At 69.5% G+C, this 11,699-nt stretch carries 7 protein-coding genes and 1 riboswitch; all 7 genes read left to right on the top strand.

Annotated elements, in window-relative coordinates:
* Positions 1–285 precede the first annotated feature (285 nt).
* The 7 genes from EZE58_RS13130 (at position 286) to gcvT (ending at position 11,626) form a co-directional block, all read left to right on the top strand.
* Positions 286–2,232 carry an AMP-binding protein gene (locus tag EZE58_RS13130; RefSeq protein ID WP_240941318.1) on the top strand — a complete coding sequence of 649 codons (1,947 nt, stop codon included), beginning with the start codon at positions 286–288 and terminating at the stop codon, positions 2,230–2,232.
* Positions 2,229–3,008, top strand: coding sequence for an SDR family oxidoreductase (locus EZE58_RS13125; protein ID WP_009377419.1), 780 nt, complete (start codon positions 2,229–2,231; stop codon positions 3,006–3,008). The genes EZE58_RS13130 and EZE58_RS13125 overlap by 4 nt, the downstream gene beginning before the upstream one ends.
* Entirely contained in the window at positions 3,005–4,372 is a 1,368-nt protein-coding gene (locus tag EZE58_RS17255; RefSeq protein WP_009377417.1) for an acyl-CoA dehydrogenase family protein, read from the top strand. The genes EZE58_RS13125 and EZE58_RS17255 overlap by 4 nt, the downstream gene beginning before the upstream one ends.
* A complete protein-coding gene (locus EZE58_RS13110; RefSeq protein WP_009377416.1) occupies positions 4,369–5,451 on the top strand; it encodes a phosphotransferase family protein in 1,083 nt (360 codons plus the stop codon). The genes EZE58_RS17255 and EZE58_RS13110 overlap by 4 nt, the downstream gene beginning before the upstream one ends.
* Positions 5,452–5,725: 274 nt before the next feature.
* Complete coding sequence (locus EZE58_RS13105; RefSeq protein WP_040341567.1) at positions 5,726–7,048, top strand: MFS transporter; 1,323 nt, start codon at positions 5,726–5,728, stop codon at positions 7,046–7,048.
* 152 nt (positions 7,049–7,200) lie between these two features.
* A riboswitch (glycine riboswitch) is annotated at positions 7,201–7,340 on the top strand.
* Between the two features lie 126 nt (positions 7,341–7,466).
* Positions 7,467–10,421 carry an aminomethyl-transferring glycine dehydrogenase gene (gcvP, locus tag EZE58_RS13100; RefSeq protein ID WP_009377409.1) on the top strand — a complete coding sequence of 985 codons (2,955 nt, stop codon included), beginning with the start codon at positions 7,467–7,469 and terminating at the stop codon, positions 10,419–10,421.
* Positions 10,421–11,626: a glycine cleavage system aminomethyltransferase GcvT gene (gcvT, locus tag EZE58_RS13095; protein WP_009377407.1), complete on the top strand. Its 1,206-nt coding sequence runs from the start codon at positions 10,421–10,423 to the stop codon at positions 11,624–11,626. The genes gcvP and gcvT overlap by 1 nt, the downstream gene beginning before the upstream one ends.
* The last annotated feature ends 73 nt before the right edge of the window (positions 11,627–11,699 follow it).

Genomic DNA, 11,699 nt, shown 5'->3' with positions numbered 1-11,699 from the left:
TCGCCGAAGTCCGACCCGAACGCTGCCCCGGGTACCAATCTAGTGTGCCGAGGCCGTGTTCCGTCCGAAGTCCCGGAGCCGAATTCCGTCCGATTTCCCGGGGCCGAGTTTCGTGTGGGCGCCCGAAGAGAACTCACCCGGAGAGAACTCACTGCTGCCTGCAGCCGCGGCTCACGCGACGAGCGCCAAACCCTAAGACGTGTGCCAAACCCTGCCGCGAGCCCCAAACCCTGCGACGAGTACCAGTCGTGCCCTTGTGCCCCTCGGTTATGTGACCTAAGCTACATGAGAACCGAGCGAGCGCTCGGTCGGGCGCAGAGGCGATGTGCCGAGGTGCCCGAGACGACGGAGTGGACAACGATGACGACGGACCAGCCGATGACGCACCAGCCGATGACGGCAACTGCACCCGTGTGGACGGCGCTCTACCCCGAGACGGTCAATCCGCAGGCCGATCTGCCGTGGGACTCGGTCGCCCACGCCTGGCACGACCGGGTCGCCGCACACCCGGAGGCCACAGCGATCCTCTACCGCGGCCGACGCCTGACCGTGGGCGAAGTCGACCGCGACGCCGAGGCGCTCGCCACCGGCTTCCTCGACCACGGACTCGACCGGGGCGGGATCGTGGGCATCTGCCTCCAGAACGTCCCCCAGTTCGCCGTCGCCCTCCTCGCGGCGTGGAAGATCGGCGCCGTCCCGCTCGTCCTCAACCCCATGTACCGCGGCCGCGAGCTCCGCGCCCTCATCGACGACTCCCGTGCCCCCGGGTTCATCTGCGATGCCTCCGACGCCGAGGCGGTCGCCCAGTCCCTGTCCGGGAGCTCGGTGTCGTGGATCATCACGACGACCGACGACGAGTACGCCGCTGCAGACCCTGACCCCGGCGGCGAGGCGGCGGGCCCCGGCGGCGAGGCGGTCGACGCCGTCTCGTCCGACTCCCCGTCGGCACGGACGACCCGAACGCCTCACTGGACCGAGATCCCCACGACCGGGTGGGCCGAGGTGCTCGGGACTCGTCGTCCCACCTCGGCGAGGGATGCTGAACTCCGCGACGACCTGCTCCCCGGCCTCGACGACCCAGGGCTGCTCACCTACACCTCGGGGACGACGGGACCGGCGAAGGGATCGGTGGCGACGCATTGGAATCTGCTCAGCGTCGCGCAGACATGCGGACAGTGGTTCGGTCTGGGCGAGGGCGACGTCATGCTCGCCGTCGCCCCGCTCTTCCACATCACCGGCGCCGTCGCGTGCGCGACCACCTCGCTCATCCATCCGATCGTCCTCGACTTCGTCGGCCGCCCCGATGCGGAGAAGATCGTCACCGCAATCCGCGAGGACGGTGTGACCGTGACGATCGGGTCGATCACGGTCTTCAACGCCCTCCTCGAACATTCGGGGGCCACCTCGGCGGACTTCGGGAGCATCCGCCTCCTCTACTCCGGTGGCGCACCGGTGCCCCCGGCGACGGTCGCGAAGTTCCGGGACCGCTTCGGCCACTACGTCCACAACATCTACGGGATGACGGAGACGGCCTCGGCGGTCATCGGCGTGCCGGCGGGGATCGACGCACCGGTCGACCAGGCGACCGACACGCTCGCCATTGGGGTGCCATTCCCCGGTCTCGACGCGCGCATCGTCGACATCGCCACAGGTGAGGTCGTCACCGACGGGCCCGCAGGGGAGCTCCAGCTCCGCGGCCCGCAGGTCACTCCCGGTTACCTCGGCCGTCCCGACGCGAACGAGCGCGCCTTCGTTGACGGCTGGCTGCGCACCGGCGACGTCGGGGTCATGGACTCCGCGGGATGGATCTACCTCGTCGACCGGATCAAGGACCAGATCAACGTCTCCGGGTACAAGGTGTGGCCGCGCGAGGTCGAGGACGCCCTCTACGAACACCCGGCCGTGCTCGAGGCGGCCGTCGTCGGTCAGCCCGACGACTACCGGGGCGAGACCGTCGTCGCCTACGTCTCCCTCCGCGCCGGACAGATCGCGACCGAACGGGACCTCATCGCCTTCGCCCGCGAACGCTTGGCCGCGTACAAGTCCCCGCGTATCGTCCACATCATCGCCGACCTCCCGAAGACCCACACCGGCAAGATCCAACGGCGACTGCTGCGGGACCAGAGCCCGCCGACCGCGCCGGACGCAAACCGACCGGACGCGAACCCGCCGGAGGCGACCCCGACCACCCCAGCCCCGACAGCCCCAGCCCCGACAGAGGAGACATCATGAGTGCACCCATCACCGGTCGCAGGTTCGAGGGGCAGGTCGCCCTCGTCACCGGAGCCAGCCGCGGCATCGGGCTCGGCATCGCCGAGCGCCTCGCCGCCGAGGGGGCGAGCGTCGTCCTCACCGCACGCAAACCCGACCCTCTCGCCGAGGCGGTCGCCTCCTTCCCCGCAGGCACCGCCCTCGGCATCGCCGGAAAGTCCGATGACCCCGCGCACCGAGCCGAAGTCTTCGACACCATCGCCGAGCGGTTCGGCCGCCTCGACGTCCTCATCACCAACGTCGGGATCAACCCCGTCTACGGCCCGACCATCGACATCGACCTCGACGCCGCACGGAAGATCCTCGACGTCAACGTCATCGGCACGCTCGCGTGGGTGCAGGGCGCCGTCGGACACGCCGGCCTGCACTTCCGCGAGAACCGTGGCCGGATCGTCTCAGTCTCCTCGGTCGCCGGGGAGGTGCCGAGCCCGGGCATCGGCTTCTACGGCGTCTCGAAGGCCGCGGTCTCGCACCTCACGCGCACGCTCGCCGTCGAACTCGGACCCGACATCAGGGTCAACGCTGTCGCCCCCGCCGTCGTCAAAACGCAGTTCGCGACCGCTCTCTACGAAGGCCGGGAGGACGAGGTCGCCCAGGCCTACCCGGTGGGCCGCCTCGGCACCCCTGAGGACATCGGGGCTGCCGTCGCCTACCTCGCCTCGGCCGACGCCGACTGGATCACCGCTCAGGTCCTCACCGCCGATGGGGGACTCATCACGGCAGGAGGCACGGCATGAGCGCGCTGCCGCCCGAGGTCGAGGACATCCGGCAGCGGACCCGGACCTTCATCCGCGAGGTCGTCGTCCCGTCCGAGCCGAGGCCGGGATCGACACTCGACGAGGCGGTCCTCGCCGACCTGCAGGCCAGAGCGAAGACCGCCGGCGTCTTCGCCCCGCACGTGCCCACGGAGTGGGGCGGCCTCGGTGTGCCCGTCGAGCACTGGTCGCCGATCTTCCAGGAGGCCGGGTACTCGCCGATCGGACCGGCGGTGCTGGGCTGCATGGCTCCCGACGAGGGCAACATGCACATGCTCGCCCGCATCGGCACCGCAGACCAGAAGGAGCGGTACCTGCGTCCGCTCGCCGCCGGCGAGGTCCGGTCGAGCTTCGCCATGACCGAACCCCACCCCGGTGCCGGATCCGATCCGGCGGCACTGTCGACCCGCGCCGTGCGCGACGGCGATGAGTGGGTGATCACCGGAGACAAGCGCTTCATCTCCGGGGCCGAACTCTGCGACTTCTTCATCGTCATGGCCGCCACCGGTGACGGTGATCCGAAGGAGACCGCCGCCGAGGCGGCCGGGAGTCCCGCTGGGGGCGTGAGTTCGGCTGACAACCGGAGCGCCGAGGCGGCCGGGAGTCCCGCTGACAACGGGAGTTCGGCTGGGGCCGGGAAGCGCCGCGGTCAGGAGGCGACGATGTTCCTCGTCGACCGCAGTGCCCCGGGCGTCGAGGTCGGACGGTCGATCCACACGGTCGACACGACGATCGCCGGCGGGCACCCCTATGTCCGTTTCGAGGGCGTCCGCGTGCCCGAGTCTGCTGTGCTCGGCGAACCGGGCAAGGGGTTCGCCTACGCCCAGGTGCGACTCGCTCCCGCCCGCCTCACGCACTGCATGCGCTGGCTCGGTCTGGCCAGGCGGGCACTCGACATCGCCCTCGACCGGGCTGAGCACCGCTCCGTTTTCGGCGATGTCCTCGCCCGACAGGGACTCGCCCAGGAGCTCATCGCCGCCTCGGTCATCGACATCGAGACCTCTGATGCGATCATCGCGAAGACCTCCCTCGTCCTCGACGGCGACCAACACGAGGCGAACTCGCTGTCGTCGATCGCGAAGGTCCACTGCTCGGAGGCCATCTATCGTGTCATCGATCGGGCCGTCCAGCTCACCGGCGGCGACGGGATCTCCGACGAGCTGCCGCTCATCCAGTACCTCAACGAAGTGCGGCCCTTCCGGATCTACGACGGATCGACCGAGACCCACAAGTTCGCGATCTCGCGCCGAGCGTCCTCGCGCCGCCGCAAGGAGGTCGCCGCCGGCGCCCCGCGCCTCGACGTCGTCGCCGGCCCGCGGACGGAAACCGAGGAGGGCGCGCGATGACCGCCCAGCTCGTCGACGTCGTCGAGACCTCAGCCGAAGCCGCGGCCCTCGACATCCCGCCGCTGCTCGTCCTCGACGCGCTCGCGCGCCACCTCGACGATCGCGGAATCGGCACCGGTCCCATCCGCTGGGAGCGGATCGGTGAGGGCCAGTCGAACGTCACCTACCGGATCCGCCGCGACGGCGCCGACGTCGTGCTCCGGCGCGGACCCCGACCGCCCCTTCCCCGGTCGACCCACGACATGGTCCGGGAGGCACGCATCCAGACCGTGCTGCGCGGCCAGGGGGTCGCGGTGCCGAGGATCATCGACGTCTGCGAGGACGAGACCGTCCTCGGCGTCCCCTTCTACCTCATGGACTTCGTGCCCGGAACCGTCGTCACCGACACTTTGCCGGAGATCCTCGCCCCCGCCGAGGCGCGGCAGGCGTTCGGGGAGGAGCTCGTCGACCAGCTCGCCTCCCTCCACGACGTCGACGTCACCGTTCCCGAGGTCGCCGCCCTCGGGCGCCCCGAGGGTTACCTCGAACGCCAGGTCGCGCTCTTCTCCTCACTGTGGGAGAAGAACACCCGGCGTTCGCTGCCCGCGGTCGGCCGCCTCGGCGAGTGGCTGGGGGCCAACCGGCCGGAGACTCAGCGTCATTCCGTCGTCCACGGCGACTATCGGGCGGGGAACGCGATGCTCGCGCCGACCGCGCCGGTGCGGGTCACGGCGATCCTCGATTGGGAGATGTCGACGCTCGGGGATCCGCTCGCCGACCTCGGGTACTTCCTCGCGACCTACACCGATGGGCGGCATCCGCGCACGGTCATGGACCTCACCCCGGTGACCTCCGGGCCCGGATTCCCCGATCGTGCCGAGCTCACCGCCCGCTACCGGGACCGGACGGGACTCGATCTGACGAGTCTGCCCTGGTACCAGGCGCTGGCGCTGTGGAAGGCCGCGATCTTCTCCGAGGCGATCTACACCCGGTGGCTCGCCGGGGAGGCTCCCGCTGCAGGGGGTTTCACCGGTGCGCTCGAGCAGGGAGTGCCGGCCCTCCTCGACGTCGCAGGGGAGGTGGCGGCGACTCTCAGGTAAGCGGTCCTGCCGCAGACGACCCTGATCACGCCCCGCCTCTGAGGGGTGACCGCCCCCGCCCGCGTCCGCACGACCCCGGGGCGACGTTCCCTCCTCGAGTGCGCCCGATTTCATCCCGATTCCGCCCCCGATCCCGACCCGATTCCGGGGTCGACTCCGCCCTATTCCGGCCCGATTTCGTGCCCGAATCCGAACCCGAACCACCCGCTGGGCCGTCTCCCTCGGTCACAGCGAACCCAGCTACCCACCACCACCCAGCACGGGAAAGGCAGACATGACTGCACAGACGACAGGGACGATGGTGACCCTGCGCGAGAAGCGGCGATCGGTCGTCGCGAGCACCGTCGGCAACATCCTCGAATGGTACGAGTGGAGCGCATACGCCGTCTTCACCCCCTTCATCGCCGCGGCGATGTTCGACAGCGACGATCCGGTCTCAGCGGTGCTCGCGACCCTCGGCGTCTTCGCCGTCGGCTTCCTCATGCGGCCTCTCGGCGGCATCGTCTTCGGACGCATCGCCGACCGCAGGGGACGCAAGTTCGTCCTCATCACGACGATGCTCATCATGGCCGCAGGCTCCTTCCTCATCGCGGTCATGCCCGGGTACGCGCAGATCGGGGCAGCAGCGTCGTTCGTCCTCCTCATCGTCCGCGTGGCCCAGGGCTTCGCCCACGGCGGGGAGTCGGCGACGGCGAACTCGTACATCGCCGAGATCGCCCCCGCCCACCGCCGCGGCCTCTGGGGCAGCATCGTCTTCGTCGCGATCTTCGGCGGTTCGGTCCTCGCCTACACCGTCGGCGGTGCCGTGACGAACCTCTTCCCCGAAACCGCGGTCACCGACTGGGCCTGGCGGATCCCGTTCGCCCTCGGTGCCCTCCTCGCCCTCGTTGCGCTGTGGATGCGGCGGGGCATGATCGAAAGCGAGGTCTTCGCGGCAGAGGACGCCACCCTCGCCGAGGCGGCCGCCGACACCGCCGCCCCGACCCCGGCGCTTCCTCCCGCCCTCGACCGCCGCCGGGTCGCCCGGTCGATCGTCCTCGTCGTCCTCATGACCGCCGGCATCACCGCCGCCCACTACACATGGTCGTCGTACGCCTCGACGCTGGCGATCACCGAACGCGGGATGGATCCGCAGGCCGCCTACTGGGCGACGGTCGGTGCGCAGGTCATCGCACTCGTCTCGCTGCCGTTCTGGGGAGCCGTGTCGGATCGGATCGGCCGGCGCCCCGTCCTCATCGGATTCGGGGTGCTCATGGCGGTCCTCCAGTATCCGCTCATGGGGATGATCACCTCGGTGGGGTGGACGCTCTTCCTCGCCTCGTCGATCGCTCTCCTCGTCGTCGCGATGGCCGGAGCCCTGCTCTCGGCAGTCCTCTCCGAGGCGTTTCCGACGACCGTCCGCACGCAGGGCATCGGCTTCGCCTACTCGATCTCCGTCGCGGTCTTCGGCGGGACCGCGCCCTACCTCAACGGACTGTTCAATTCGCTCGGACTGCCGTGGCTCTCGAGCGGGTGGGTGATCCTCCTGTGCGGCTGCACGATCGCCGCCGTCGCGCTCCTGCCGGAGACGAAGGGCGCGGACCTCGCCGAGGTGTGAGTCCCGAGCAACCCTCCGGGCGCTCGGCACCCCGGCACAGGGTTGCCGAGCGCCTGCAGGGTTGCCGACAGCGGTCGCCCCCGCCACCTCGTCGGTTGTCGCCGAGTGCGCCATGCCACTAGAATGAATGCGGACAATTTCATACGCCGTTAAGACATGACGTGGGAGAGCTGCCCGGTCTCCGCGATCGCTCCTCGGACACCCTCCGAGCCTGTGACCCGGACCGCAGTGCAGCGCCGTAGGTGCAATTCCCTCCCCGGGAAACTCTCAGGCCCAGTACCACCGATTGCAGGCGTATCTGGAGGACCGCTTCCTCGCAGCATCCCGTGCAGCGAGCTGGTGATCCGACAGATCGGGGAGGACCCTCACTGTTCAGTGCGTCCTCCACAGGTGGGCGCGACACCGATCAAGGACGGCCATGACCAGTTCACTCGCCCACACCACGCAGGCCACCGGGGACACGGCGCGGCCGTTCTCCGACCGCCACATCGGTCCCCGTGCCGACGACACCGAGGCGATGCTCGCCGAACTCGGCTACGAGTCCCTCGAAGCGCTCTCGACCGCCGCCGTCCCGGCCACCATCCAGATCGACGGCCTCGACCTGCCCACCGGCAAGTCCGAGTCCGAGGTGCTCGCCGACCTCCGCAATCTCGCCTCCCAGAACGTCATGCGCACGCAGATGATCGGCCAGGGCTACTACGACACCGTCACGCCCGCCGTCATCCGCCGCAACCTCGTCGAGAACCCCGCCTGGTACACCGCGTACACGCCCTACCAGCCGGAGATCTCGCAGGGACGCCTCGAGGCTCTGCTCAACTTCCAGCAGGTCGTCCAGGACCTCACCGGCCTCGACATCGCCAACGCCTCCCTCCTCGATGAGGCCACCGCCGTCGCCGAGGCGGTCCTCCTCATGCGTCGGTCCGTGAAGAAGGGCTCGACGGTCGTCCTCGACTCCGAGCTCCATCCGCAGGTCATCGCCAACGTCCACGTCCGCGCCCGGGCACTCGAGTTCGACGTCGTCGTCGCCGACCTCTCGCAGGGTCTCGTCGGCGAGGACATCTTCGGCATCGTCTGCGCCCAGCCCGGCACCACCGGCGTCATCCGCGACCTCTCGGCAGCCGTCGAGGGCGCCCACGAGCGCGGTGCCCTTGTCACCTTCGACACCGACCTCCTCGCCCTCACCCTGCTCAAGGATCCGGGCTCGCAGGGTGCGGACATCGCCGTCGGCTCGGCTCAGCGCTTCGGCGTGCCGCTGTTCTTCGGCGGACCCCACGCGGCGTTCATGGCGGTCAAGGACTCCCTGCAGCGTCAGCTCCCCGGCCGCCTCGTCGGCGTCTCGAAGGACGCTCAGGGCAAGCCCGGCTACCGGCTGGCGCTCCAGACCCGCGAGCAGCACATCCGCCGTCAGAAGGCGACGAGCAACATCTGCACCGCCCAGGCCCTGCTCGCCAACGTCGCCTCGATGTACGCCGTCTTCCACGGCCCCATCGGACTGACCCGCATCGCCTCCCGCATCCACCGCCTCGCTGAGGCGTTCGCCGCTGCCGCTGACACGGCCCCCGGCGCCGAGGTGCTCAGTTACGACTTCTTCGACACCGTCGCCCTGCGCGTGGCCGACGCCGAAGCGGCCCGCGTCGTCGCCGAGGCCGCCGGATACAACATCCGCGTCATCGACGAGACGACGATCGGCGTCTCCTTCGGCGAATCCCACACCGTCTCCGACGCCAACGGACTCCTCGAAGCCCTCGGCATCATCGCCCGGATCGACGAGGACGACTTCGCAGCCGCCTCGGCGGGGACCTTCGGACCCAACCAGGTGCCGGAACCGCAGTTCGCCTCCGACCTCCACCGCGACACCGAGTTCCTCACCCACCCGGTGTTCAACACGCACGGCTCCGAGACGTCGATGATGCGCTACCTGCGCACGCTGGCCGACCGCGACCTCGCACTCGACCGGACGATGATCCCGCTGGGCTCGTGCACGATGAAGCTCAACTCGGCCATCGAGATGGAGCCGATCACCTGGCCCGAGTTCGCGACCATCCACCCCTTCGCCCCCATCGAGCAGACCCAGGGATGGCGCACCCTCATCGGCCGCCTCGAGGACTCCCTCGTCGAGGTGACCGGCTACGATCGCGTCTCCCTGCAGCCCAACGCCGGTTCGCAGGGCGAGTTCGCGGGCCTGCTCGCGATCCGCCTCTACCACCGGGAGAACGGCGACCCGCAGCGCACCGTCTGCCTCATCCCGCAGTCGGCGCACGGGACGAATGCCGCCTCCGCCGTCCTCGCGGGCCTCGACGTCCAGGTCGTCAAGACGACCGACGGCGACGGTTCGATCGACCTCGACGACCTCGATGAGAAGATCGCCAAACACGGTGATCGGCTCGCCGCGATCATGATCACCTACCCGTCGACGCACGGAGTCTTCGAGTCCGATGTCCGCATCGTCTGCGACAAGGTCCACGCCGCCGGCGGTCAGGTCTACGTCGACGGGGCGAACCTCAACGCGCTCGTGGGACTCGCCAAGCCCGGCGACTTCGGCGGCGATGTCTCCCACCTCAACCTCCACAAGACCTTCTGCATCCCGCACGGCGGCGGCGGCCCCGGCGTCGGACCGGTCGCGGTCCGCGAGCACCTCGCCCCGCACCTGCCCGGCAACCCGGTCAACCCCGACCTCGTCTCCGGCGACATGTCGACGGTCGACCTGCCGGTCTCCGGCTCGCTCTACGGTTCTGCCGGGGTCCTGCCGATCAGCTACGCGTACCTCGAGCTCATGGGCGGCGAGGGACTGCGCGAGGCGACCCGGGCGGCCCTGCTCGGTGCGAACTACATCGCGAAAAAGCTCAATGACTACTACCCGGTCCTCTACTCGGGAGAGAACGGGCTCGTCGGTCACGAGACGATCCTCGATCTCCGTGAGATCACGGCGAAGACCGGGGTGACCGCCGAGGACGTCGCCAAGCGCCTCATCGACTACGGCTTCCATGCGCCGACGCTCGCCTTCCCCGTGCCCGGCACTCTCATGGTCGAACCGACCGAATCCGAGGACAAGGCCGAACTCGACCGGTTCATCGAGGCGATGCGCAGCATCCGCGCGGAGATCGACGCGATCGGCACCGACTACAGCTACGAGGAGTCCCCGCTCAAGGCCGCTCCGCACCCGGCGACCGTCGTCATGGACGACTGGGACGGCAAGTACACCCGCGAGACCGCGGTCTTCCCGGTTCCCGGCCTCACCCTGTCGAAGTACTTCCCGCCGGTGAGCCGCATCGACGGCGCCTACGGCGACCGCAACCTCGTGTGCTCGTGCCCGCCGCCCGAGGCCTTCGAGATGACCGAGACCACCGAGACCACCGAGACCGAGGCCGCCTGATGACCGCTGAGATCAAAGAGACCCCGCTCCACGAGACCCACGCGAAGCTCGGCGCGACGTTCACCGACTTCGGCGGCTGGGACATGCCGCTCAAGTACGGCTCCGAACTCGCCGAACACCGCGCCGTGCGCGAGGCCGCCGGCATCTTCGACCTCTCCCACATGGGCGAGGTCCGCATCACCGGTGCCGGTGCCGCAGCCTTCCTCGACTACGCGCTCGTCGCGAAGTACTCGTCGATGAAGGTCGGGAAGGCGAAGTACGGAGTCATCGTCAACGAGCAGGGGTATCTGCTCGACGATCTCATCACGTACCGCATCGGCGAGGAGGAGTTCCTCATCGTCCCCAACGCCTCGAACACGCCCGCCGTCGTCGAGGCCCTGCAGGACCGTCTGCAGACCTTCCTCACCGAGGTCGAACCCGGCGCCGACGTCCGCATGTTCGACGAGTCCGGGGACACCGCGCTCATCGCGGTGCAGGGACCGCACTCGCAGGCCATCATCCTCGCCGCCCTCGACGAGGGTGCCAAGGGGGAGTTCGGGCCGCGGACGACGACGAGCGACGAGGATCCCTCCGGGACGATCACCGTCGGCGAGGCCGTCGACCAGCTCGGCTACTACGCGTGGATGCCGCTGACGATCGCCGGTATCGACCTCATCCTCGCCCGCACCGGCTACACCGGTGAGGACGGGTTCGAACTCTACGTGCCCAACATCGGGGCCGAGCGTCTGTGGGACACACTCGTCACCGCCGGTGCCGACCACGGGCTCGTGCCCTGCGGTCTCGCGGCGAGGGACTCGCTGCGCCTCGAGGCGGGCATGCCGCTCTACGGCAACGAGCTCACCCTCTCGACGACCCCGTACGACGCGGGCCTCGGCCGGATGATCGGGTTCAAGACCAAGGGTGAGTTCGTCGCCCGGGACGCGCTGGCCGCCCTCGGGGAGACCGAACCCGAGCGCATCCTCGTCGGCCTCACCGCGACGGGACGTCGCGCTGCCCGGTCGGGTTCGGTGATCCTCTCCGACGGCGCCGAGGTGGGTGTCGTCACCTCGGGACAGCCCTCCCCGACGCTCGGCCGTCCCATCGCGCTCGCGTATCTCGACCGTGGCCTGGCGGTGCCGGGCACCGAGGTCGAAGTCGACATCCGCGGCAAGGCCCACGAGTTCACCGTGGTCGAGCTGCCGTTCTACCGGCGTTCGGAAAACTGACCTGTCGGAACCGATGAGACTTGCCCGCGCGGCTCGTACACTGGTCACACCTGCTCGCCACAACCGCTGTTCG

Origin of the sequence: Brevibacterium sp. LS14 (assembly GCF_012027885.1) — a bacterium.
Taxonomy (GTDB): Bacteria; Actinomycetota; Actinomycetes; order Actinomycetales; family Brevibacteriaceae; genus Brevibacterium; species Brevibacterium casei.
The sequence above is the reverse complement of the archived record's forward strand: the minus strand, read 5'-3'. Positions and strand labels throughout refer to the sequence as shown.